Here is a 25118-nt window from a genome sequence, read left to right on the forward strand (position 1 = left end):
TAGAAAGTGGCCGCTTTTTGAAAAAAACGGCGCAAAAACTTCTTTTATGCTGGGCCTGGGGCGTTGTCTGGGACAGCGCCCCAGGCCCAGCATAATAAAGTTTTTTTGCTACTTTTTGTTCACAAAAAGTAGCCTTCTCCTTCGCTTCGCCGAACTTTGCGCAAGATCAAGGCAGCCGCCCTGCCCTGCCATTAGGGTCTCGACGCTCATTGAGGTCAGCCATGGATGAGGTCCGATCACCGGAACCACGCGACCGTCCGGCCCCCGCCCCGGCCGCGCCGCCCGCCCTGCCGCCGCCGCGGCGCAAACTGGTTCTGCCCGTGCTGGCGGTGCTGGCGGTGGCGGCGGCCGGCCTCTGGCTCTGGCCGGAGAGCAAAAACGCCTTGTTCGGCCCGGCGCCGGCGGCAGGCTTTGTGACCGTCTCGGGCAATATCGAGGCGCATGAGAGCCTGCTGAGCTTTACCCAGGTGCAGGCGCCGATCGTCGCTCTGCCCTTCGACGAGGGCGCGGCGGTGGCCGCCGGGACGGTGCTCGCACGGGTGGATGACCGGCTCTACCGGCAGCAGGTGCAGATCGATGCCAGCAATCTGCAGGTACAGGCGGCACAGGTGACGCAGAGCGAGAACAACCTCGCCGCGGCGCAGAGCAATGTCACGAGCACCCGCTATGACCTCACGCAGAAGCAGAGCGATGCCGCACGGGACGAGCAACTGGTGCGGACGAACGCGGTCTCGGTGCAAGACCGGGACCGGGCGCAGACCGCCGCCCGGCAATCCGCCGCAGCACTGGCGCATGACGAAGCGATGGTGCTGGTCGCGCAGTCCGCCGTTGACCTGGCGCAGGCCAATGTCGCGGCGCTGCGCGAGCGGCTGCTGCTGGACCAGATCACGCTTGGCTACACCGTGCTGCGTGCCCCCTTTGCCGGGGTGATCGCAATCCGGCAGGCGGAGCTCGGCGAGCTGGCCGGTCCGGGTGTGGCGATCTTCAGCCTGGACGATCTCGACCATGTCTGGCTGCGCGCCTATGTCAACGAGCCCGATCTGGGCAAGGTGCGGCTTGGCCAGGCGGTGGATGTCACCACCGACACCTATCCAGGCCACATCTATCACGGCCGCATCAGCTTCATCTCGCCGCAGGCGGAATTCACGCCGAAAACCGTGCAGACTTTCGCCGAGCGGGTGACGCTCGTGTACCGGGTCCGCATCGACATCGACAATCCGCACCACGAGCTGCTGCCCGGCATGCCGGCGGATGCGAAAATCCGGCTGCTGGCCGCAAAGCCATGAGCGATGACACGACGATTTTCGCTGCGGGGCTGACACGGCGGTTTGGCACTGTCTGTGCCGTGCATGAGGCCGGGCTCAACGTGCGGCGCGGCGAAATTTTCGGCCTGGTCGGGCCGGACGGCGCGGGCAAGACAACGATGATGCGCATGCTGGCCGGCGTGCTGCCGCCCGATGCCGGGCGCATCATCATCGCCGGCGTGGATGTGGTGGCCGATCCCGAACGGGCGAAAGAAAAACTCAGCTACATGCCGCAGCGTTTCGGCCTGTACGAGGATCTGACGGTCGCCGAGAACATCTTTTTCTATGCCGAGATGTTCGGCGTGCCGCGCGCGCTCAGACTGCGGCGCGAGGCCGAATTGCTGGCGGCGGCCGATCTCAGCGCCTTCCGCCAGCGCTTGGCCGGCCAGCTCTCAGGCGGAATGAAGCAGAAGCTCGGCCTGGTCTGCGCGCTGATCCATACCCCCGAAATCCTGCTGCTGGACGAGCCGACCACCGGCGTCGATCCCGTCTCGCGACGGGATTTCTGGGCGATCCTCTACAATTTGCGGGAAAGCGGCGTCACCACGCTGCTCTCCACCGCCTATATGGACGAAGCGGAGCGCTGCTCCCGTCTGGCGCTGATGGTGACAGGGGAGATCCGCCGGTGCGACACGCCGGCGCGGCTCAAGCAGGCGATGCCGGGCATGCTGCTCGCGGTGACCGCAGACGATCCGCGCGCCGCAAAAGCAGCACTCGAGGGGGCGCCGGGCGTGCTCGGCCTGCTGCTGATGGGCGACCGCGTGCATGTGCGGGTCGATGATGCGGCGCGCCGCGTGCCGGAGCTCCAGGCACGTTTCTCCGCGCACGGTGGCAGTGGCGTCAGCATCCTCCCCATCCGGCCGAGCATCGAGGACGTGTTCGTGGCGCTGGAGACGGAGCCGTGAGCGCAATCCTGGCAAGCGGGCTGACCAAGCGTTTCGGCGCCTTCACCGCAGTGGATCAGCTTGATCTCGATATCGAAGCGGGCGAGGTGGTGGGCTTCATCGGCCCCAACGGGGCAGGAAAATCCACCACCATCCGGCTGCTCTGCGGCCTGCTGCGGCCCAGCGCCGGTGCGGCCAGCGTGGCGGGGTTCGACATCGCCCACCAAGCCTCGGGGTTACGCGCGCATATCGGCTATATGTCGCAGAAATTCTCGCTCTACGCCAATCTCACCGTGCGCGAGAATCTGCGCTTCTTCGCCGGGCTGTACCGCGTGCCCGCTTCCGAATTCCGGGCCCGCAGCGCCTTTGCCATTGAGATGGCGGGGCTCGCGGGGCGCGAGAATGCGCTGGTGCGCACGCTGGCCGGGGGCTGGAAACAGCGCCTCGCTCTGGGTTGCGCGATCCTGCACCGGCCGCCGGTGTTGTTCCTCGACGAGCCGACCTCGGGCGTGGAACCGCAGGCCAGACGGCGCTTCTGGGACCTGATCCATACGCTGGCGGCGGAGGGCGTGACGATCCTGGTCTCCACGCACTACATGGACGAGGCGGAATATTGCAACCGCATCGCCCTCATCGATGCCGGGCGGCTGGTGGCGATGGGCAGCCCCAGTGCGCTGCGCGGCCGCCATCTGGGCGGTGCGCTGTTCGAACTGGAAGCCGCACCACTGGGCGCGGCTTTGGCCGCGCTGCGCCGGATGCCGGGGGTGATCGAGGCGGCGATTTTCGGCGACGGCCTGCATGTGCTGCTGCGCGACGAGCAGGACACCTTCGCTCTACCCGCGTTGCTGCGCGCGCAGAACATCACCGCGACCGCGCCGCGCCCGATCGCGCCGAGCCTCGAGGACGTGTTCGTGCGGCTGGTCTCGCGCCGCCATGTGGCGTCATGAAACTGCGCCGGCTCCTGGCCATCGCCTATAAGGAAACGCTGCAGGTCTGGCGCGACCCGCGCAGCCTGGCCATCGCATTGCTGATGCCGGCGATGCAGATGGTGCTGCTCGGCTACGGCATCAGCCTCGATGTCCGGCATGTGCCGCTCTGCGTCTACGACCAGGAGCACAGCCAGACCAGCCGCGCTTTGATCGCGGACTTTTCCGCCGGTGGCTGGTTCGATGTCGTCGCCAACCTGCCGAACGAGCGCGCGCTGCGCGCCGCCATGGATCGCGGCACCTGCACCGGCGCGCTGGAAATTCCCGTGGATTTCACCCGCGTGTTGACGACCACCGGGGCGGCGAATGTGCAGGTCGTGTTCGACGCGACCGACGCCAACACCACCAACATCGCCACCGGCTACGCGCAGGGCATCGTCGCCCAGGCGAGCGCGGATTTCCAGACTCACTGGGGCCAGGCGCATGCGCGGCCGCCGCCCACCAGCGGCGTGGTCGACCTGCAGCCGCGCGTCTGGTTCAATGAGGGGCTCGATAGCCGCAATTTCATCGTGCCAGGCGTGGTGGCGGTGATCCTGGCGCTGGTCGGCTCGCAGCTCACCTCGCTTACCGTGGCGCGCGAATGGGAACGCGGCACGATGGAGCAGCTGATCTCGACACCGGTGACAGCTTTGGAGCTGATGTTCGGCAAGCTCGCGCCGTATTTTCTCATCGGCATGATCGACGCCGCCTTCTGCCTCGCCGCGGCTGCCTTCTGGTTTCATGTGCCGTTCCGCGGCAGCCTGGTCGCCCTGCTCGTCACCACCGCTTTGTTCGCGCTGGTCGTGCTCGGCATCGGCTATCTGCTCTCGGTGCGCATCCACAACCAGGTGAGGGCGAGCCAAGTGGCGCTGCTGGTGACGCTGCTGCCGACCACCATGCTCTCCGGCTACACCTTTCCGCTCGACCAAATGCCGGTGCCGGTGCAGGCAGTGAGCCTGTTCGTGTTCGCGCGCTATTACGTGACGATCTTGCGGGCGGTGTTCCTGAAGGGCAGCCCGCTCGCTCTGCTGACGGTGCCGGTGCTCGCCCTCGCCCTCACCGCCGGGCTCATCATCTGGCTGGCGGCGCGCGCTTTCCGCAAGCGGCTGGATTGAACATGATAAAGAAAGCACTTCTTTTTGTGAACAAAAAGAAGCAAAAAAACTTTATTCACCTGGGCCATGGGCGTTGTCGCCGCCACAGCCCATGGCCCAGCACAACAAAAATTTTTGCGCCGCTTTTTTCAAAAAGCGGCTTCTTCCTTCAGCCATGATCCAGCGCATCCAGGTCATGCTGATGAAGGAGTTTCTGGAACTCCGGCGCGATCCGTGGGCGCTGTTCCGCCTGGTGATGCCGCTGGTGGTGCAGGTGTTCATCTACGGTTATGCCGCGACCTTCACGGTGAACCATGTCTCGACCGCGGTGCTGGACCTCGACCACAGCCAAGCCAGCCGCGAGCTGGTCTCGCATTTCACCGCGAATGGGCGGTTCGACCTGGTGGACATCGCCGGCAACGAGGCACAGGTGACGCGGGCCATCGACCGTGGCGACGCGATGCTGGCGGTCATCATCCATGCCGGCTTCGCGCAGCGTCTAAATGGCGGCCAGGCCGCGCCGTTGGAGGTGGCGGTGGATGGCAGCAATTCCAACACCGCCTTGATCGCACTCGGCTATGTCAGCCAGATCGTCACGCAGTATCAGGCCGACATGGCCCCGCCCGCTTCGCCGTCCGGCGCAGCACCAGGCGGCGTCACCATCACGCTGCAGCCACGCCCCTGGTTCAATCCCGGGCTGGAGGACCGCTGGTTCTTCATCCCCGGCGTCATCGGCACGCTGACGCTGATGCAGGTGGTCAGCCTTACCGCCTTCGCGATCGTGCGCGAACGGGAGTTGGGCACCCTGGAACAGATCATGGTGAGCCCGATCAGCTCTCTGGAATTTATCCTCGGCAAAACCGTGCCGTTCTTCATCATCGGCTTCGCCGACGTCGCGCTGATCATGGCGCTCGGCGTGTTGTGGTTCCGGATCCCCTTCGTCGGCAGCCCGCTGGTGCTTCTGCTCGGCGCCACCTTGTTCCTGCTCGCCGCGATCGGCTTCGGACTGCTGCTCTCCACCGTGTCGAAGACGCAGCAACAGGCCTTCGCGCTCAACTTCTTCATTGTCTTCCCACTTTTCATTCTCTCCGGCTTCGCGTTTCCCATCGCCGCCATGCCGAAGATTCTGCAATGGTGCACGCTGGCGAACCCGCTGCGCTATTTTCTCGTCGTGATCCGCGCGGTGTTCCTGAAAGGTGTCGGCGTGTGGGTCCTATGGCCACAGCTCTTGGCGCTGGCGCTGCTGGGCACCGCCATGCTGGGCATCAGCATTTTGCGCTTCCGCAAATCGCTGGATTAAAAGAAATCAGCCGCTTTTTAAAAAAAGCGGCGCAAAAACTTTTGTTATGCTGGGCCATGGGCGTTGTCGCCGACACAGCCTCCGGCCCAGCGGAGCAAAAATTTTTGCGCCGCTTTTTTAAAAGCGGCTGCTTTCTTCTATCTGAGATAGCCTTCACTGATCGGTCGGACAACCTTGCGCACTGGAATCAAAACTGATGTTGTTGGAGCCATCGACATCCGTGACGGTGCCGGACATCGTGCAGCCGTTCCCTGCCAAGTTGAGGTCAAAATTCTTATCCTGATCGTAGCTGAAATCGGGTGCCGTTTTGATCGCCGTGACGATCGCGTGGTAATGGCCGCTTCCCGGCACAAACGGGCCTGACATGGTTTCCTCGACCGTCGGCTGCTGATTGCACATCACCGTCAGCGTCGCGTCGACCACCCCGCCCGCCGGCGTGCCGACAGCCAGCTGCGCGGCACAAGTTCCCACCCAATCGTCACTGCTCCCCTGGAATCCGGAGATGTTCGTGGTGTCCGCGTTGGCACAACTGGCCAGGGAAGTGAGGACCACACATGTCGCGGCAATCATGACGACCCAAGCAGATGCCACATTGCGTGATGTCCCGTCACGCTTTGTGCGCCGAAGATATGAAAAACAAGACAAACCTGGCATAATATAGACTCCCCCAAGAAATTTTCACGACAGCAGCATGCATCCTATCCTCGCAGGAACGCCAATATTCATGCGAAATCACGGTCAATTCGCGCTGGTCCGGCAAAATAGCCTGCCATATCATAAAATTGTCTTAAGCTTTAACGCACTGCATATAATAAATAATTCAATTCGAGAAAATTGAAACTTGACACTTTTGTACAAAAAGTTATTTTGTTGGTTTCATAATCGCAATCACCTAACACGCAGATCCAGCAATTAACAAATGCGAACGCTGGACGGTGACACGGGGCACTGCGCCAAAATTCCCAAATGGACGTTAAGTTTTCCATAAGAAAATTCCATTATCAAAATCATATGACGTGAGACGTGCTGGAAGGTGAACCCGTCTTCACGACGCGGCGCGCAGGGATCGGAAGCAAACGACAAAACCCGCCTTGGCTCGACCTTGGCGTGTGAGAAACGAGAGACAGATTTTTTCCTTGCGCGTTCATGAAGAAGACCGTGACGACATGGCCGGCCGACGTGACAGCGAATGAGGGTGCGCCGCGTCGCCTGAGGCGGCCGTTTCGGCCTCCTGAAGTGAACCAACCAATAGTTAAAAAGAACAGGAAGAACCTTCAATGTCTTACGATTGGCAACGATTCAAAATCTGGCGAGACCTCTCCCCGGAGATCTTTGAAAATTCGGCGTGGCAAGACAAAAATGCACTCATTCATTCCCATCAACTCAAAGCTGCGCTGGACGGCTTGGTGGCGCCGGACGTGCTCGCGGAGATCGAGGCGGGGCTCACCAAAGTGGGCATGTCGATCCGGATCAATCCCTATATCGCCGCTCTCATCGATTGGTCGAACGCGGCGCGCGACCCGATACGCCGCCAGTTCCTACCGATGATCTCCGAACTCGAACACGATCATCCTTGCCTGGTCGTCGATTCTCTCGCCGAGCAGACTCATTCGCCGACGCAGAGCCTGGTGCATCGCTATCCGGACAAGGTCTTGTTCCTGGTCACCTCGGTCTGCCCGGTTTATTGTCAATATTGCACGCGCAGCTATGCGGTCGGCACGGATACGCCCCTGGTCCATAAAGAGCATGTGACCAGCAACAAGAGCTGGCACGCGGCGCTCGATTACATCAGCGCCCATCCGCAAATCGAAGACATCGTGGTGTCCGGCGGCGATGTGGCGCGGTTGAAAGCCAGTCACGTGCGCGAACTCGGCGAGGCCTTGCTGAACATCGAACATATCCGGCGCATCCGCTTCGCCACCAAGGCGATCTCCGTGCAGCCGATGAAATTTCTTCACGACCATGAATGGATGGAAGCCCTGCTGTCGGTGATCGAACAAGGGCGCGCGCAATTCAAGGACGTGTGCATCCATACGCATTTCAACCACCCGTCCGAAATCACTCCGATGGTCGAGCGGGTGATGCGGCGCCTGCATGCGCGGGGCGTGGTGGTGCGCAACCAGACGGTGTTGTTGCGGGGAGTCAACGATGATGCGGAGACGCTGCGCACCCTGATCAAGCGGCTGAGCTGGCTCACGATCCATCCCTATTACGTCTATCTGTGCGACATGGTCAAAGGCACCGAGCATTTCCGCGTGTCCCTCCGGCAAGCGCAGCAACTGGAGAAAAACGTGCGGGGTGCTACGGCCGGCTTCAATACGCCGCTGTTCATCGTCGACACGCCGGCCGGCAAACGCGATGTGCACAGCGCCGAATTTTACATCGAAAAATACGGTGTCTCCTCTTTCACCGCCCCGATCGTCGCACCCGGCCAGATGTTCGAATATTTCGACCCGATCCGGTGCCTGCCGCGGGCCGGACAAGAGGCCTGGCGGCACAGATCGCGCGAAGACATCCTGGCCGAAATCACCTGCGGCGATTTTGTCGGTGATGTCCCGTGGCTTCCCGAAACGAACGCCGCCGACCGTTACGCCGCTCTGCCGGTTTTGCTCTAGCCCCAGGCCCGGCGCGCGCGCCGCTTCATGCCGAGCGCCGGAAGCATTTTTAAAGGGCACCGGCCTCGCGCGCGATGGCGAGGTCCGGACCAGCCGCCGTGCCCTGGCGATCGCACGGCGTCTTTCGCTATCTCCAAGAAAGGTCATACATGATCATGAACAGTTCTGATGTCTCGCCGCAGCCCGTAACGGGCGCCGGAGCCATGTCATGCTGACCACGGAACATCCTCTTGCCGTGCCGGCGGACAGGCCGCGAGCTTCCGGCGGGGCAGCTGGCAACGTCTCGCCCGCCGGCTGTCTGCACGAACTGTTTGAGGCCTGCGTCGATGAAGCCGGCGCCGACATCGCGCTTGTCTGCGGCACGCGGGAGCTCAGCTATGCCACCCTCGAGGTGGCGGCGAACCGTCTGGCCCATCATCTACGCACCTTTGGCATCGGTCCCGGTGGAATCGTCGGAATCTGCCTGGAACGTTCCGAACAGCCGATCATCGCACTGCTCGCCTGCCTCAAGGCGGGTGCGGCCTATGTGCCGCTCGATCCGACGCATCCCGACGAGCGCCTCCGCCATATCCTCGACCAGGCCGGGATCGCGGTGCTGATCTGCGAGCAGGCGACGCGCGCGCGGATCCAGACCGTGTTCCACGGGACACTCGTCTCCCTGGACGACAGCGCAGCCGAGATCGCGCAACGCGCCTCAACCCGCCTGACTCGGGCCGAGACCGGCGTCACGCCGCTGGATCTCTGTTATGTCCTCTACACGTCGGGCACGACGGGCCGGCCCAAAGGGGTGATGACCGAACATCGCAACGCACATCATTTCGTGCGGGCCTTCAACACGGTCTGCCCAGCCGCATCGGCGCGCGTCTATCAAGGCTTTTCGCTCGGCTTCGACGGCTCGGTCGAAGAAATCTGGCGGGCCTTTTCAACCGGCAGCACCCTGGTGGTCGGGGACAAGGAGACACCGCGTTTCGGCAATGATCTGGCGCACTATCTCGCACGCGCCGGGGTGACGTATTTCTCGACCGTGCCGACGATGTTGTCGACGATGACCGATGACATCCCTAGCCTCTGCCAACTGGTCGTCAGCGGCGAGGTCTGCCCGCCCGAACTGGTGGCGCGCTGGGCCCGTCCCGGCCGGCTCATGCTCAATGTCTATGGACCGACCGAGGCGACAGTGAACACCACGGCGAAGGCCTGCCGGCCGGGCGAGGCGGTGACGATCGGGCAGCCGCTCAGCGGCTATATCGCCTTGATCCTCGATGCCGACATGAATCCCCTGCCGCCGGGGGAAAGGGGCGAGCTCTATATCGGGGGGCCGGGCATTGCGCGCGGCTATCTCAACCAGCCTGAATTGACCGAACGCCATTTCATCACCGCGCCGGTCTATGGCCGGCTCTACCGCACCGGCGATCTCGCCGCGCGCAACGCAGCCGGGGAAATCGAATTTTTCGGGCGGATCGACGATCAGGTGAAAATCCGCGGTTTTCGCGTCGAATTATCGGAAATCACCTCGGTGCTGCTCGAACAGGAAAATATCGCCTCGGCCACGGTGACGGCGCACCGCCAGGACGGCTTACCAGTTCTTGCCGCCTATGTGGTCGCGGCCGATCCCGGCCGGAAGGTGGGGCGGGGCGACCTGCTGCAGGCCTTGCGGGCGAAACTGCCCAGCTACATGGTGCCTGGCTATCTCGACATACTCGACGAGCTGCCGATGCTGGCCACGGGCAAGGTCGACCGCAAGCGGCTGCCCGCGCCTTCCCAGCCGCTGGTCGACGAAGGGTGCGAACTCACGCCGCCGGAAAATGCGCTGGAGGCCAACATCGCCGGCGTCTGGGCAGAAACATTCAACGTGAAAGCGGTCGGGACGGACCAGGATTTCTTCCTCGATCTCGGTGGCCATTCCTTGCGCGCCGCGCAGATGGTCGCACAGCTCCGCGGCGTGGACGTCCATATCGCGGTGCGCGATGTCTACGCGCATCCCACCGTGCGCAAGCTGGCGGCCTATGTGCCGACCGCGCCCGCCAGCGAGACGAAAACCCCCGACGCCGAACGGCCGCCCCTGCGCCGCCAGGCCGGGCCGCGTGTCGCCACGCTGCAATCGGGCCTGTTCGTGCTCAGCTGGTATCTCTTCTCCACGCCGCTGCTGCTGGTGCTGCCCGTCGTCAACGACCTCATGTGGGCGCGCCTGACCATCCTACAGACGGTCGAGATTCTGCTGCCCTTCTATATCGCGCTCACCCCGGTGCTGATGGCGGTCGGCATCTGTTCGAAATGGCTGATCATCGGCCGCTATAGGCCCGGCGCCTATCCACTCTGGGGGAGCTATTACATCCGCTGGTGGCTGGCGAGCCGGCTTCAGGTTTTGTCCGGCGCTGGCCTGTTCCTCGGCACGCCGTTGATGCCGGTCTATTACCGGCTGATGGGCGCCAAGGTCGGACGCGGCTGCGTGCTCGATTCGGCTTTGGTCTCGGCCTGGGATCTGGTCTCGATCGGTGACGACACCAGCATCAGCGCCGACACCCAGCTCTATGGCGCCCGAGTCGAAGGTGGCTATCTGCTGATCGGCGGCGTCGATATCGGCAGTCGCTGCTTCGTCGGCGGGCACTCTGCCCTCGGCCTGAATGTGCGCATGGGCGATGAGTCGCGCCTCGCCGCGCAATCGCTGCTGCCGGATGGCACGCAGCTGGAGCCAGGGGCACAGCGCCGTGGTTCCCCCGGCATGGCGGCGGAGGTGCCAGTGCCGCCGGGCGAGATCTCCCGCCCCAGCCTGCGCCGCCAGATCGCCTTCGTGCCGCTCGCCTGGCTCGCCGGCAGCCTGCTCGGCCTGGTCGGGGCGCTGCCGGCGCTCGCCGTGGCATTGTTCCTGCTGCTGGCGTTCAGGGCTCACCATCTGGAGGCCGCCATCGGCATCACGGCGGCTTTGGTGCCGGTGCTGGTGGTGATCACCTGCCTGTGGATCGTCCTGCTCAAGGCAATCGTGCTCCGCCGCGCCAAACCGGGTGTTTACCCGCTATACTCCTTCTATTACCTGCGGCATTGGCTCGCCTACGGGCTGATGCGCGCGAGCCGCGCCGCCCTGCTGCCGGTTTTCACCACCCTCTATTTGCCGCCCTGGATGCGCCTGCTGGGCGCCAAGATCGGCGCGCATGCGGAAATGTCGACAATCTGGAGTTTCATGCCGGAACTGCTGGTGGCCGGCGATTCCGCCTTTTTCGCCGATGGCTGCATGTTCGGCGGCAAGCGCTGCTTCGGCGGCCGCTTCGAGATTCGCACCAACCATGTCGGCCATCGCAGTTTCGTCGGCAATGGCGCCATCCTGCCGACAGGCAGCGGTCTGGGCGATCATTGTCTGCTGGGCGTGTTGTCAGCTCCCCCGACGCCCGGAGAGACGACGCCAGATGGCACCGACTGGCTGGGATCGCCTTCCTTCCAGCTGCCCAATCGCCAGAAGGTCGGCGGGTTCAGCGAAGAGGCGACCTACCGCCCCAGCAGAAAGCTTTACGCCCAGCGCGCCATCGTCGATGCGCTACGCATCCTGATCCCTGCCTATACCGGTTTCGCCCTGGCGCTCGGGCTCTCCATCGCTTTGCTCTATTCCTACGATATGGATGGCCTGTGGATCAGTTTCCTGCTGATGCTGCCGCTCGGCCTGCTGGCCGCCGCACTCGCGGTGGTGGTCGTGGTCGGACTGAAATGGACGGTGATGGGCCGGTTCAAACCGGTGATCGTCCCGCTCTGGTCGCCCTATGTCTGGTTCAATGAAATGGTCAACGGGGCTTATGAATCGCTCATGGCGCCGGTCGTCGCGATGGCGCTCGGCACGCCCTTCGCCGCCCCGCTGCTCCGTCTACTCGGCTGCAAGATCGGCCGCCACTGCTATCTCGCCACCGCCCTCTTTTCCGAATTCGACCTGGTTCTGATCGGCGACTATGTCGCACTCAACGCCGGCGCGGTGATCCAGAATCATCTGTTTGAAGACCGCATCATGAAGTCATCATATCTGATGATCGAACGCGGCTGCTCGGTCGGCAACATGAGTGTCGTGCTTTACGATACCCGCATGGAAGCGGACGCCAGGCTCGGCCCCATGTCCCTGCTGATGAAGGGCGAAATCATGCCCTCGGGAAGCCGCTGGCACGGCATCCCCACCGTGCGCGCGGGCTAAAGGGAAGGTATGCGCTCGGCGCGATTCGAACGCGCGGCCCCAGGATTCGTACCGCTATGGCTTTCGCCACCGCCTTGCGGCGTTTGCAGTCTGGACTCTCTCTTGACCATAGGCCGAAGCCCTTAGGTCTTGCCCGTCGAGTCTCTACACCTTCCCGTCGCCGGGCTTGGCTCGGGATTAGCATGATGCGCGTGCATCGAAGCCTTCCCCGAATTTGAGCAAATCCGGTCAAGCCGTTTCCAGCAAAACCGCCCAATTGCATAGGAATCCTGTGCTCTATCCGGCTGAGCTACGAGCGCATATTGGTGATGTCGATCTATCCGAATTATGCCGATGAGGAAAGTGGCCGCTTTTTAAAAAAAGCGGCGCAAAAACTTTTGGTCCGCTGGGCCATGGGCGGTGTCGGCGACAAAGCCCATGGCCCAGATTAACAAAGTTTTTTGCTACTTTTTGTTCACAAAAAGTAGCCTTCCCTTTCGCTCTCTCGCGGGTTCACACACGCGATGGAACCGCGACGCCCCCGTCCACATTCAGCCGATAGCCGCCACCTTCCGTCAGCAGCAGCCGTGAAACGCTCGGGTCCGGTTCGATCTTCTGGCGCAGCCTGTAGACATGGGTCTCCAGCGTGTGCGTCGTCACCGCGGCGTTATAGCCCCAGACCTCATTGAGCAGCACCTGCCGGGCCACCGCCTTGCCGGCGGCCCGGTACAGGAATTTCAGGATCGCCGTCTCCTTGTCGGTCAGGCGGATCCGCTTGTTTCGCAACGGCTCGACCAGCTGTTTGACCGAGGGGCGAAACGTATAGGGCCCGATGGTGAACACCGCGTCCTCGGAGCTCTCAAAGCTCCGCAGCTGTGCCCGCAGCCGCGCCAGCAGCTCATTCAGGCGAAACGGCTTGGCGATGTAGTCATTCGCCCCCGAATCGAGCCCGCGCACGACATCCGTCTCCTCCGCGGAACCGGTGAGCATGATGATCGGCGTCTTCATCCCCTGGCTGCGCAGCCGCCGGCAAAAATCCCGGCCATCGCCGTCCGGCAGGCCGACATCGAGCAAGACCGCGTCAAACCGCGCATTCGCCCCGGCGAGCTTGCTCTCCGCCTCGGCCAGGGTTCCCGCCTCGTCCGGCGCGAACTCCCCATCCTGGACAAGCTGCTCGATCAGTGCGGTTCGCAGGGCTGCATCGTCGTCCACCACCAAGATCGGGTGCTGACTGGCCATTGGGTTTCTCCTTCGATGTGCGAAATATAGTGTCGTTTCACAATAGTGTCAGCAGGTCTTTAGCCCTGTCCTATCTTATACGGGCTAGCGTGACCCGGCCCTGCGTCTTATTTGTGGTAGATGACCCACGCTTTACATGCCGCGGCGGCCGGCCTCGGCACACCCCGCACCCGCGCGGTGCACCGCGCCATCGCCGAAGCCAGGCGGGGTGTGCCGGTGGTGCTGGCCACCCGCCAGCCTTTGATCATCGCCCCGGTTGAGACGGTCGGCGCCGAGGGGCTGCGCTTGATCGATCTGCTGTCCGCCGGCCAGGCCGCTTTGCTCCTGGCCCCGGCCCGCGCCGCCGCGGTGCTGCAACGCTCCATCGACGACTCCGCCCAGACCGTCGCGCTCAAACTGGCGCGGCCGCTGATCGACGCGGAAACACTCAAGCGCGCCGCCGACCCGACCATGGAGCAGATCCTTCCCGCCTTCGAGCGCACCACGCCGCCGGAAGCCGCCGAAGCCGCCCTCGCTTTGGGCAAGCTCGCACGGTTGCTGCCGGCGATGATCGTGGCGACCGTCAAGCCGGGCTGGGCCAGCCTGCCCGCCGGCGCCGACCTGCTCTCGGTTCCCGCCGACGACCTACAGGCCTATCCGCTCGAGCTCGCCGCCTCGCTCACCAAGGTGGCGGAGGTGGCGGTGCCGCTGGATACCGCCCGCGATGCGCGGCTGATCGCCTTCCGCGCCTTGGACCAGGGCATCGAGCATATGGCCATCCTGGTCGGCGATCCCACCGCCGAGTCGGCGCCGCTGGTGCGGGTGCATTCGGAATGTTTCACCGGCGACCTGCTGGGCAGCCTGCGCTGCGATTGCGGCCCGCAGCTGCAAGGCGCGATCGCCCGCATGGCGCAGGAGGGCGCCGGCGCCGTGCTCTATCTGGCGCAGGAAGGCCGCGGCATCGGGCTGATCAACAAGCTGCGGGCCTACACGCTGCAGGATCACGGGCTGGACACGCTCGACGCCAACCGCGCCCTCGGCTGGGACGCGGATGAACGCAATTTCCATATCGCCGCCGCCATGCTCGAAGCACTCGGGCTGCCCCGCATCCGGCTGCTGACCAACAACCCCGCAAAGGTCTCCTCCTTGAGCGCCTGCGGAATCGAGGTGGTGGAGCGCGTGGCGCATGAGTTCGCGCCGAACGGCGTGAATGACCAGTACCTCGCCACCAAAGCCCAGCGCTTCGGCCATCTCCTTGGCTGAATTTCTGCTCCTCCGCGCCGGCGTGCTGGAAGGCGCCGGGCTGCGCTGCCGCGCCACCTTCGGCCGTGCCGGCATCACGGAGCGAAAAGTCGAAGGCGACGGCGCCACACCGAGCGGCGTCCTGCCGCTGCTGCGCGTCCTCTACCGCGCCGACCGGACCAGAAAACCGGATTGTGCCGTGCCTGTGGAACCGATCGCCCCCAATGACGGCTGGTGCGACGACCCGGCCGACCCGGCCTATAACCGCCAGATCCGCCTCCCCTACCCCGCCCGGCACGAAATTCTGTGGCGTGACGACGGGCTCTACGACATTGTCGGCGTGCTCGGCTGGAACACCTCCCCGATTGTGCCCGAACGCGGCTCAGCGATTTTTCTGCACGTGGCGCCGGAGAATGGCGCACCCACGGCCGGCTGCATCGCGCTGCCCCTGCCCGACCTGTACCGCGCCCTGGCCGCCGGCCTGAGCTCGATCCGCGTCATCGGTTAAGCGGCCGCTTTTTGAAAAAAGCGGCGCAAAAACTTTTATTATGCTGGGCCATGGGCGGTGTCGGCGGCAACGCCCATGGCCCAAATTAATAAAGTTTTTTTGCTACTTTTTGTTCACAAAAAGTAGCCTTCCTTTTCGCCTATCCCGCGCCGCCCACGCATAACGCGGCCGTTACAATCTTTATGCGGCCTTTATGCCACCCCCTCCCCTTTCGTCTCGCTGCTTTATGACAACTCCCTCATGTAGCGGGTTCGAAAAGAAAGGTGATGCGTCATGGGTGACATCGTCTCCATTGTGTACGGTATCGTAATTTTTACGCTGCTGATCGGTTACGTGTTCGGCTGCGAGAAGGTATAAAAATGTTCGATCTTGTGTTGGGCGGCGTCGTTTCCGCCGTGCTTCTCGTCTACCTCGTTTGGGCGATGATCCGCCCCGAAGATTTTTAAGGTTTCACCGATGACAATTCAGGGTTTGCTGTACATCGCACTGGTGTTCGTGCTGGTGCTGGGCTGCGCCTTCCCCATGGGCCGCTACATGGCGGCCATTTTTGAAGGCCGCTTGAAATTCCTTGCCCCGGTGGAGACGGGATTCTATAAACTTTCCGGTATCGATCCCAACCGTGCCATGCGCTGGCAGGATTATACCGTCGCGCTGCTGTTGCTCAGCGTCATCCATTTCCTGCTGCTCTACGCGATTCTGCGGCTGCAATTTTACCTGCCGATGAACCCGCAGCACATCACCGGCATGTCGCCGGCTCTGGCCTTCAACACCGCCGCCAGCTTCGCCACCAACACCAACTGGCAGGCCTACTCGCCGGAAAGCCAGATTTCCAACGGCGCACAGGTGTTCGGCCTGGTCGTGCACATGTTCGTCTCCGCCGCGGCGGGCATCGCGGTTGCGGCCGCGGTCATGCGCGCCTTCACCGGCGGTGGCCTGAAAGCGATCGGCAATTTCTATGCCGACCTCACCCGCATCACCCTGTATCTGCTGCTGCCGATCAGCCTGGTGGCCGCCACGCTGTTCGTGATCGCCGGTATGCCGCAGACCTTCGGCCCCTTCCTCACCGCGCACACGCTGAATGCCGGGTCGCAGACCATCGCCATCGGCCCGGTCGCCTTCCAGGAAGCGATCAAGGAATTCGGCACCAATGGCGGCGGCTTCTTCAACGCCAACTCCGCCCATCCGTTCGAGAATCCGAACGCCTGGACCAACCTGCTGGAGAACTGGCTGGACATCGTCATCGGCTTCGCCCTGCCGATCGCCTTCGGCTTCATGATCAAGGACAAAAAGCAGGGCCGCGCCCTGATGGCCGCCATGGCGATCATCCTCGCCGTCGCCGCCGTCGGCACCTACGCGGCCGAGGCCAAAGGCAACCCGCTGCAGATCGCCGATGGCGTCTCCGCACAGCAAGGCAACATGGAAGGCAAGGAAGTCCGCTTCGGCGTGCCCGCCTCGGCGATGTTCAACGTCGCCGCCACCGGCACCTCGACCGGCGCCGTAGACAGTTTTACGGATAGCTACACCCCGCTTGGTGGCGCCATCCCGTTATTCCTGATGCAGCTCGGTGAGGTCACTCCAGGTGGCGTCGGCTCCGGCTTCTACACCATCATCGTCTTCGCTTTGCTCTCGGTCTTCGTCGCCGGGCTCATGGTCGGACGAACACCGGAATATCTCGGCAAGAAGGTGCAGGCCAAGGAGATCAAGCTGGCGATGCTCGGCGTGCTGATCCTCACGGTGTTCATCCTCACCGGTGCCGGCTTCTCGTTGGTCACCGCCTCCGGTCTCGGCTCACTCGGCAATAACGGACCGCACGGGCTCTCCGAGATGCTCTACGGCTGGACCTCCGCGACCGAGAACAACGGCAGCGCCATGGCCGGCCTTTCCGCCAACACGACGCTGCTCGATTACGGCCTGGGTACGGCCATGCTGTTCGGCCGGTTTGCCTTCATGGTGCCGATCCTGGCGATCGCCGGATCCCTCGCCGCGAAGCCGAAACTGCCCGAGAGCGTCGGCACGTTCCCGACCCATGGGCCGCTGTTCATCGGCCTGCTGATCGGCGTGATCATCATCCTGGGTGGTCTGCAGTACCTGCCCGCCGATACGCTTGGGCCGCTTGCGGAACACTACCTGCTCTACGCCGGCAAGACATTTTAAAGGTTAGAGATCAAGACAATGACAACTGCGAATGCTGATGTAATTTCGCTGTTCGACGCAAGCATTCTGCGCCGGGCGACGATTGACGCCTTTGCGAAACTCAACCCCGTCACGCTGATGCGCAATCCGGTGATCTTCGTCACCGAGATTGTCGCGGTCATGGTCACCGTGGTCGGCGTTGAGGACCTCGCCGGCGGCAAGGGTGCTGCCTTCCCCATCACCATCGCCGCCTGGCTGTGGCTGACGGTGCTGTTCGCGACCTTCGCCGAAGCCGTGGCCGAAGGCCGCGGCCGCGCCCGGGCGGAAAGCCTGAAGCGCGCCCGCTCCGACACGATGGCCCGCCTGATGAGCGACCCGGCCAACCGCACCAAGACCACCGCGGTGTCGGCCACGAGCCTGAAGCGCGGCGACCTGGTGCTGGTTCAGTCCGGCGACCTGGTGCCCTCCGATGGCGAGATCATCGAGGGTGTCGCCAGCGTCAACGAGAGCGCCATCACCGGTGAGTCCGCTCCGGTGGTGCGCGAGGCCGGCGGCGACCGTTCCGCTGTCACCGGCGGCACCCAGGTGGTGTCCGACTGGCTGGTGGTGCGCATCACCGCCGATGCCGGCAACACCTTCCTCGACCGCATGATCGCGCTGGTCGAGGGCGCCGAGCGCCGCAAGACGCCGAACGAGATCGCGCTGAACATCCTGCTCGCCGGCCTGACGCTGATCTTCCTGATCGCCGTCGCCACGCTGGTCGGTTTCGGCAAGTACTCGTCCGCCCAGCTCACGATCCCGGTGCTGGCGGCGCTGCTGGTCTGCCTGATCCCGACCACGATCGGCGGCCTGCTCTCGGCCATCGGCATCGCCGGCATGGACCGTCTGGTGCGCTTCAACGTCGTCGCCACCTCCGGACGCGCCGTGGAGGCTGCCGGCGACGTCGATGCCCTGCTGCTCGACAAGACCGGCACGATCACCTTCGGCAACCGCATGGCCTCGGGCTTCTACCCGGTGGCGGGCGTGCAGGAGCGTGACCTGGCGGAAGCCTGCTCCCTGGCCAGCATGGGCGACGACACCCCGGAAGGCCGCTCGATCCTGGCCCTGGCCCGCGACCGCTACAACCTGGTCCCTTCCATGCCGAACGACGCGCAGGTCATTCCCTTCAGCGCCAACACCCGCATGTCCGGCGTCGATTTCGCCGGCCGCTCCTACCGCAAGGGCGCTGTGGACTCGGTGCTGAAGGCGTTCAACACCAGCGGCGACGCGGCCTTCACCGAGGCTGTCTCGCGCATCGGCCGCGCCGGCTCCACGCCGTTGGCGGTCAGCGCCAACGGCCGCCTGCTCGGCGTCATCGAGCTGAAGGACATCGTCAAGCCCGGCATCAAGGAGCGTTTCGCCGCCTTGCGCAGCATGGGCATCCGCACCGTGATGGTGACCGGCGACAACCGCGTCACCGCCGCCGCGATCGCCGCGGAGGCCGGTGTGGACGAGTACATCGCCGAGGCTACGCCGCAGAACAAGCTTGATTACATCAGGAAGGTTCAGGCCGATGGCCGTCTCGTGGCGATGTGCGGCGACGGCACCAACGACGCCCCGGCGCTGGCCCAGGCCGATGTCGGCGTGGCGATGCAGACCGGCACGCAGGCGGCGCGCGAAGCCGGCAACATGGTCGACCTCGACAGCGATCCGACCAAGCTGATCGAGATCGTCGAGATCGGTAAGCAGCTGCTGATCACCCGCGGCGCGCTCACCACCTTCTCGATCGCCAACGACATCTCGAAGTACTTCGCGATCCTGCCGGCGATTTTCATCGCCGCCTATCCGCAGCTGCAGGCACTCAACATCATGCATCTGCGCACGCCGGAGAGCGCCATCCTCTCCGCGGTGATCTTCAACGCGCTGATCATCGTGGTGCTGGTGCCGCTCGCCCTGCGCGGCGTGAAGTTCCGTCCCATCGGTGCTGCAGCACTGCTGCGGCGCAACCTGATGGTCTATGGCGTCGGCGGCATCATCGCGCCCTTCGTCGGCATCAAGCTCATCGACATGCTGCTTGGCGCCTTCAACATCTTTTCGTAACGGATAAAACCAATGTTGATCCTTCGCGAACTCCGGCCGGCTTTATCGCTGGTCGTCCTCTTCACCATCCTCACCGGGTTTCTGATCCCTGAGGCCTTCACCGGCATCATGCAGGCGGTGTTTCCCTACCAGGCGAATGGCAGCCAGATTGTGGTGAACAACCAGACCGTCGGCTCGGCGCTGATCGGCCAGAACTTTACCGCCTCCACCTACTTCCAGCCGCGCCCCTCGGCGCTGACCGGAACCAACGCCAAGGGCGCCACCATTCCGACGCCCTATGACGCCAGCGAATCCGGCGCCTCCAACCTGGGGGCGACCAGCGCCGCGTTGCAAACCGCCGTCCAGCAGCGTGTCGCCGCCTATATCAAGGCGTTCGGTCCGGGTCCGGTGCCGGCTGATGCCGTCACCGCCTCGGGGTCCGGCCTTGATGCGGACATCTCGGTGACCAACGCGCTGCGCCAGGCGCCTTCCGTCGCCGCCGCCCGGCATCTGCCGGCCGACACCGTGGTCGGGCTGGTCAACCAGATGACGCACCGTGCCTTCCTGGGCATTGTCGGCACCGACCACGTGAACGTGCTGCAGCTGAACATCGCCCTGGATAATCTTTCCGGAACGACGAACCTTGCGCAGGGCCATGCCGCGGCCTCATAACGAGGCATGCGCAGCGCAACCGATATGAACGGAACGGGGGGGCGCTGCCCCCCCGATTTTTTTGTGGACCAGCTCCATGGCGGCTAACACCTCCGACGCCAGGCCGGACCCTGACGCATTGCTCGCCCGTGCCGAGCGCGGCCAGCGCGGGCATTTGAAAATCTTCCTCGGCGCCGCCCCCGGCGTCGGCAAGACCTGGGAAATGCTGGTCGCCGCCAATGCCAAGCGCAAGGCCGGCATCGACGTCGTCGCCGGGCTGATCGAAACGCACGGGCGCAGCGGCACCATCGCCGAGATCGACGACCTCGAAACGCTGCCGCGCCTGAAAATTCCCTATCGCGGCCAGGAACTCGAGGAGTTCGACCTCGACGCGGCGCTGGCCCGCCGCCCGGCTTTGCTGCTCATCGACGAGCTGGCGCACACCAACGCCCCCGGCCTGCGCCACGCCAAGCGCTGGCAGGACGTGCAGGACGTGCTCGAAGCCGGCATCGATGTCTGGACCACCGTCAACGTCCAGCATCTGGAAAGCCTGAACGATCCGGTGGCGCGGATCACCGGCATCCGCGTGGCGGAGACGATCCCCGACACCGTGCTCGACATGGCCGACGAGATCGAGCTGATCGACCTGCCGCCGGCGGAATTGCGCGCCCGCCTGACCGAAGGCCGGATCTACCGTCCCGACGTCGCCGGCCGCGCGCTCCAGGGCTTCTTCCGCGAGGGCAATCTCGGCGCCCTCCGCGAGATGGCGCTGCGCCGCGCCGCGCAACGCGTGGACAGGGACGTCACCTCCTACATGCGCGCCCGCGCCATTGCCGGCCCCTGGCCGGCGAGCGAGCGCGTGATGGCCCTGATCGGCCCCGACATTTCCGCGGAGAACGTGGTGCGGCACGCGGCCAGGCTGGCCGATGCGCTGCGCGCGCCGATGGTCGCCTTCCATGTCGAGCGCAACGACGACAACCTGTATGTACAGTCGGCGCTGGACCTGATGGTGCAACTCGGCGGCACGGTCGTCACCGTCAGCGATACCGATATGGGCCACGCGGTGCTGAACTACGCGGCGGCGCAGAACATCACCCATATCGTCGTCGGACGGCACGGCAAACGCCCCTGGTGGTGGCGCCTCCGCCGGCGCAGCTTCGCCGAAGTGCTGACGCGCGAATGCACCGCCTATACGCTGCATTTCGTGCCGCTCCCCGCCGCCCCGGTCAAGCGAGTCGCCATCCTTCCCCCGATGGAACCCTGGGTGCCCTATGCCATTTCCGGCGGCATCCTCGGCGGCGTCACGATCCTCGGCTTCAGCCTTGGCAACGTCATGCCGCAGGAGGCGATGGGGCTGGTTTTCACCGGCGTCATCGCCGGCACCGCCAGCCGCTTCGGCCGCGCGGTCGGCCTCGCCACCGCCATCGCCGCCTTCCTGCTGTGGAATTTCTTCTTCCTGCCGCCGGTCTACACGCTCTCGGTCAGCGACCCGCGGGACATCGTGGCCCTGGCGGTGTTCCTGCTGGTCGGCGTCATCACCGGCACGCTGGCCGGCAAGGTGCGGGGCGACGCCGAAGCCGCCACCGCCCGCATCGAGGCGCTACGCCGCATCTCGCTGTTCGGCCAACGTTTCTCCCGCGCCGCCACGCTCAGCGACCTGCTGCGCGATACCGCCGAGGAAGCGGCGGCGATGACCACCGCCGGAGTCGTCATGCTGTCCGGCAAGACCGGGCTGGAAACGGGCGCCGCCATGCCGGCCGGCACGGTCCTGGACGAGGCCGCCCAGGCCGCCGCCGAATGGTCCTTCAGCAACGACATGGAAACCGGCATCGGCACCGGCACCCTGCCCTCGGTGCCCTGGCGCTTTCTGCCGCTGCGCGCCAACGGCAAGGCCATCGGCGTGCTCGGCGCGCTGCCCAAATCCACCCCACCCGCGCCGCTTGCCCAGACCCTCAGCACGCTCGCGAACCAGGCGGCGATGGCGCTGGAGCGCGTGCAGGTCACTCTGCAGACCGCGCAGACCGTGGCCAAGGAGGACAACCAGAAACTCCGCACCGCCCTGCTCTCCTCGCTCAGCCATGACCTGCGCACGCCGCTCACCGCGATTCGCGGCGCAGCGGAGACCCTGGCCAGCGCCGGCGACGCGCTCGATCAGCCGACCCGTGCCGACCTGCTCGCCAGCATCACCCAGGACACCGGGCGGATGACCAAATTCCTCGCCAACATCATGGAAATGGCGCGGGTCGATACCGGCGAGATCACCGCCAAGCGCGAACGCGTCCATCTGGCCGATATCATCGAGGGGGCGATCAGCCGGGTGAGCGGCGCCCTGTCCACCGGCGTGCACATCGCCGATTCGGCCGCCTATGCGATCGCCGACCCGACCCTGCTGGAACAAGTGCTGGTGAACGTGCTGGACAATGCGGTGAAATATGCCCCGGAAGGCAGCCGGATCTCGGTGACGGCGCTGCGTGAGGGCGCGAAAGTGTGCCTGAGCGTGGCCGATGAGGGTGTCGGCATCCCCCCCGACGAGGTGGGCTCCGTGTTCGACAGTTTCTTCCGCGCCACGCGCGGCGACCGCGTGGCCCCGGGCACCGGGCTCGGCCTCGCCATCGCCAAAGCGTTCACGGAGGCCATGGGCGGCAGCATCCGCGCCCAAAGCCCCCGTCTCGACCTGCCGGCGGATGGTCTGCCGGGCACCAGCATCACGATTGAATTGCAGGCAGCATGAGCATTCCCACGGGCCGGATCCTCGTCGTCGACGACGAGCCGCAGATCCATCGCTTTCTCACCCCGGCGCTGACCGCCTCCGGCTACGAATCGGTGCGGGCCGAGCGCGGCGACGAGGCCCTGCGCCTCGCCGCCTCCCGCGCGCCCGACGCCATCCTGCTCGATCTTGGCCTGCCGGACATGGACGGGCACGAGGTTCTGGCGAAATTGCGCGAATTCACCGACGTGCCGATCATCATCCTTTCCGCCCGCGATCGTGAAACGGAAAAAATCGCCGCCCTCGATGCCGGCGCCGACGACTATATCGAGAAGCCGTTTGGCCTCGGCGAACTGCTGGCGCGCATCCGCACCGCCCTGCGCCACCGGCTGAAGCAGGACAACGCGGACAAACCCCTGACGGTCGGCAGCCTCACGATCGACCCGGTCTCGCACCGCGTCACACTCAACGAAGAGGTGCTGCCGCTCACCCGGCGCGAACACGCCCTGCTGCTGCTCCTGGCGCGCAATCGCGGCCGAGTGCTGACGCACCGGCAGATCCTCACCGCAATCTGGGGCCACGCGCATACCGAGGACGTGGCGTATCTGCGCGTCTATATCGGCCAGCTCCGGCGCAAACTGGGCGAAACCTTCGCTTCCCTCATCGTCACCGAGCCGGGCATCGGCTACCGGCTGCAGGACGGCGAAGGCTAGAGGAGCGCAGCAAAGAGAAGGCTACTTTTTGTGAACAAAAAGTAGCAAAAAAACTTTGTTAATCTTGGCCATGGGCGGTGTCAGCGACAACGCCCATGGCCCAGCATAGTAAAAGTTTTTGCGCCGCTTTTTTCAAAAAGCGGCCACTTTCTGCACGACCGAAAACAACTTCCACGCGAAATTTTTCATCCACCCCTTGAGCGCGCGTACCGGAGCGGTGCAGAAATATTTCCGTTCCGTCAGAAGGATGTGGCTCTTGCGTTCATTCCGTTTCTCCGCCGCACTGCTCGCGGTGCTGGCCTGCTCTTCATGCGCCAGCCCGGCCACCCCCGACCTCAACAATCAAAATCTGCACGCGTTCGAGGCCTACTGGCACCCGCTTGTGCCGCTTTACGGTCAGGCGCGCTTCTACGAAAACTGTGGCACCAGAACCCCGGCCTGGTTTGCCGCCGTCTCCAATGGCCTGACCGAACGTATCACCCGGAAAGCCAAGCGCATCTGGTCCGATGAGGACACCACCAGTGCGTTCGTCAACCAAACCGCCGCCTTCGACCCGGTCGCACGGGCGATCGGTATCGAGGCCGCCTCGGCCGATCAGACACCGGCCACCGCATGCGAAGCCCCGATCACCACGCCCGGGCTCGAGCAGCTCGACCGGATCGCCGTACGCGAAGGCTATGGGCGGTAGAAGGAAGCGCCGCAAAAACTTTTGCTCCGCTGGGTCATGGGCGTTGTCACCGACAACGCCCATGACCCAGTATAATAAAGTTTTTTTGCTACTTTTTGTTCACAAAAAGTAGCCTTCCTTCGTTCTAGCTTCTCTCCAGCCCGAGCAGAAACGCCGCCCGCTGCAGATCCGTCTCCGTGGTGATTTTAAAATTCTCCTCCGAGCCGGCGACCATTTCCACTGCCAACCCTGCCTGCTCGGCGACCATGGCATCGTCGGTCAGCTCGATCCCGGCATTTTCCGTCACCGCGCGACGATGCGCTGCGAGGATAGCGGCGTAATCGAAGCCCTGCGGCGTCTGCGCCCGCCATAGATTGCGGCGGTCCACGGTCTCGGTGATCACCCCGTCCGCGACGCGCTTCAGCGTATCGGCGAGCGGCACGCCGGCGATCGCCGCCGGCACGCGCTCCAGCGCCGCCAGCACCGCGGAAATCGTCTCCATGGCCACGAACGGCCGCACCCCGTCATGGATCAGCACATTCTTCGGCTGCAGATCGGCGATCCCCTCCAGCCCGAGGCGCACCGAATCCTGCCGGGCGGCGCCCCCATGCAAAGCGGGGCGCAGCCCGAGCCCCGCGGTCGCGGCGTCGTAAAGGCCCTGATCGTCGGGATGGATCAGCACCTGGATCGCAGCGATGCCGGGATGGCGCATCAGGCGCAGAATGGTGTGGCGCAGGATGGGCACGCCGCCCAGCTCCCGGTACTGCTTGGGCAGCGGCCCACCGAAGCGATGCCCCCGCCCCGCGGCCACGATCAACCCGATATTCATGCGCCACCCCAAAGAAATTCCGCCCCGCATAAGCATGGCGGGGCGGAAGGTTCAACCGGCCGAGCTTCTGGGCCATGGGCATCGTC

The 25118-nt window shown here is 64.3% G+C and carries 20 protein-coding genes; 17 read left to right on the forward strand and 3 right to left on the reverse strand.

Translation table 11 applies throughout. From position 1 onward, the window contains the following. The first annotated feature begins 221 nt into the window (after positions 1-221). The 5 genes from VGG47_RS08940 to VGG47_RS08960 all read left to right on the forward strand — a co-directional run bounded on the left by VGG47_RS08940 (position 222) and on the right by VGG47_RS08960 (position 5547). Positions 222-1286, forward strand: coding sequence for an HlyD family secretion protein (locus tag VGG47_RS08940; protein ID WP_331537616.1), 1065 nt, complete (start codon positions 222-224; stop codon positions 1284-1286). Then, a complete protein-coding gene (locus tag VGG47_RS08945) occupies positions 1283-2209 on the forward strand; it encodes an ABC transporter ATP-binding protein (RefSeq protein ID WP_331537618.1) in 927 nt (308 codons plus the stop codon). Before VGG47_RS08940 ends, VGG47_RS08945 begins: the two co-directional genes overlap by 4 nt. Continuing rightward, the gene (locus tag VGG47_RS08950) at positions 2206-3135 is read left to right on the forward strand and encodes an ABC transporter ATP-binding protein (protein WP_331537620.1); all 930 of its coding nucleotides are present in this window, start codon (positions 2206-2208) and stop codon (positions 3133-3135) included. The genes VGG47_RS08945 and VGG47_RS08950 overlap by 4 nt, the downstream gene beginning before the upstream one ends. Then, positions 3132-4268: an ABC transporter permease gene (locus tag VGG47_RS08955; RefSeq protein WP_331537622.1), complete on the forward strand. Its 1137-nt coding sequence runs from the start codon at positions 3132-3134 to the stop codon at positions 4266-4268. The genes VGG47_RS08950 and VGG47_RS08955 overlap by 4 nt, the downstream gene beginning before the upstream one ends. Positions 4269-4422: 154 nt before the next feature. Next, positions 4423-5547: an ABC transporter permease gene (locus VGG47_RS08960; RefSeq protein ID WP_331537624.1), complete on the forward strand. Its 1125-nt coding sequence runs from the start codon at positions 4423-4425 to the stop codon at positions 5545-5547. 153 nt (positions 5548-5700) lie between these two features. On the opposite strand, the gene VGG47_RS08965 is transcribed toward VGG47_RS08960, so the two are convergent. Continuing rightward, positions 5701-6138, reverse strand: a complete 438-nt coding sequence (locus VGG47_RS08965) for a hypothetical protein (protein ID WP_331537625.1) — start codon at positions 6136-6138, stop codon at positions 5701-5703. A gap of 686 nt (positions 6139-6824) precedes the next feature. Between VGG47_RS08965 and VGG47_RS08970 the strand changes: the two genes are divergently transcribed. The 3 genes from VGG47_RS08970 (at position 6825) to VGG47_RS08980 (ending at position 12758) form a co-directional block, all read left to right on the forward strand. Next, on the forward strand, positions 6825-8162 hold the full coding sequence (locus tag VGG47_RS08970) for a KamA family radical SAM protein (protein ID WP_331537627.1): 1338 nt from the start codon (positions 6825-6827) through the stop codon (positions 8160-8162). 208 nt (positions 8163-8370) lie between these two features. After that, positions 8371-12327, forward strand: coding sequence for a Pls/PosA family non-ribosomal peptide synthetase (locus VGG47_RS08975; protein ID WP_331537629.1), 3957 nt, complete (start codon positions 8371-8373; stop codon positions 12325-12327). Positions 12328-12635: 308 nt separating this feature from the next. Next, positions 12636-12758 carry a hypothetical protein gene (locus VGG47_RS08980; RefSeq protein ID WP_331537631.1) on the forward strand — a complete coding sequence of 41 codons (123 nt, stop codon included), beginning with the start codon at positions 12636-12638 and terminating at the stop codon, positions 12756-12758. Between the two features lie 61 nt (positions 12759-12819). Here the strand turns inward: VGG47_RS08980 and VGG47_RS08985 are convergent, their stop codons facing one another. Further along, the gene (locus VGG47_RS08985) at positions 12820-13545 is read right to left on the reverse strand and encodes a response regulator transcription factor (protein WP_331537633.1); all 726 of its coding nucleotides are present in this window, start codon (positions 13543-13545) and stop codon (positions 12820-12822) included. A gap of 120 nt (positions 13546-13665) precedes the next feature. Between VGG47_RS08985 and ribA the strand changes: the two genes are divergently transcribed. From ribA to VGG47_RS09025, 9 genes are all read left to right on the forward strand, one after another. Beyond that, a complete protein-coding gene (gene ribA / locus VGG47_RS08990; protein WP_331537635.1) occupies positions 13666-14787 on the forward strand; it encodes a GTP cyclohydrolase II in 1122 nt (373 codons plus the stop codon). Beyond that, the gene (locus VGG47_RS08995; protein WP_331537637.1) at positions 14780-15274 is read left to right on the forward strand and encodes a L,D-transpeptidase family protein; all 495 of its coding nucleotides are present in this window, start codon (positions 14780-14782) and stop codon (positions 15272-15274) included. The genes ribA and VGG47_RS08995 overlap by 8 nt, the downstream gene beginning before the upstream one ends. 359 nt (positions 15275-15633) lie before the next feature. After that, positions 15634-15720 carry a K(+)-transporting ATPase subunit F gene (gene kdpF / locus VGG47_RS15625; RefSeq protein WP_408841797.1) on the forward strand — a complete coding sequence of 29 codons (87 nt, stop codon included), beginning with the start codon at positions 15634-15636 and terminating at the stop codon, positions 15718-15720. Positions 15721-15730: 10 nt separating this feature from the next. Then, a complete protein-coding gene (gene kdpA / locus VGG47_RS09000) occupies positions 15731-17428 on the forward strand; it encodes a potassium-transporting ATPase subunit KdpA (protein ID WP_331537639.1) in 1698 nt (565 codons plus the stop codon). Between the two features lie 18 nt (positions 17429-17446). Continuing rightward, positions 17447-19486, forward strand: a complete 2040-nt coding sequence (gene kdpB / locus VGG47_RS09005) for a potassium-transporting ATPase subunit KdpB (RefSeq protein ID WP_331537641.1) — start codon at positions 17447-17449, stop codon at positions 19484-19486. Positions 19487-19498: 12 nt separating this feature from the next. Then, positions 19499-20137 carry a potassium-transporting ATPase subunit KdpC gene (gene kdpC / locus VGG47_RS09010; RefSeq protein ID WP_408841785.1) on the forward strand — a complete coding sequence of 213 codons (639 nt, stop codon included), beginning with the start codon at positions 19499-19501 and terminating at the stop codon, positions 20135-20137. Between the two features lie 76 nt (positions 20138-20213). Further along, entirely contained in the window at positions 20214-22847 is a 2634-nt protein-coding gene (locus VGG47_RS09015) for a sensor histidine kinase KdpD (RefSeq protein WP_331537643.1), read from the forward strand. Then, on the forward strand, positions 22844-23536 hold the full coding sequence (locus VGG47_RS09020) for a response regulator transcription factor (protein ID WP_331537645.1): 693 nt from the start codon (positions 22844-22846) through the stop codon (positions 23534-23536). Before VGG47_RS09015 ends, VGG47_RS09020 begins: the two co-directional genes overlap by 4 nt. A gap of 256 nt (positions 23537-23792) precedes the next feature. Then, positions 23793-24224 (forward strand): hypothetical protein, encoded by a 432-nt coding sequence (locus tag VGG47_RS09025; protein WP_331537647.1) that lies wholly within the window; start codon positions 23793-23795, stop codon positions 24222-24224. Positions 24225-24348: 124 nt separating this feature from the next. On the opposite strand, the gene ispD is transcribed toward VGG47_RS09025, so the two are convergent. Further along, positions 24349-25032 carry a 2-C-methyl-D-erythritol 4-phosphate cytidylyltransferase gene (ispD, locus tag VGG47_RS09030; protein WP_413788647.1) on the reverse strand — a complete coding sequence of 228 codons (684 nt, stop codon included), beginning with the start codon at positions 25030-25032 and terminating at the stop codon, positions 24349-24351. Positions 25033-25118 lie beyond the last annotated feature (86 nt).

Source organism: Acidocella sp. (assembly GCF_036489515.1).
GTDB lineage: Bacteria > Pseudomonadota > Alphaproteobacteria > Acetobacterales > Acetobacteraceae > Acidocella.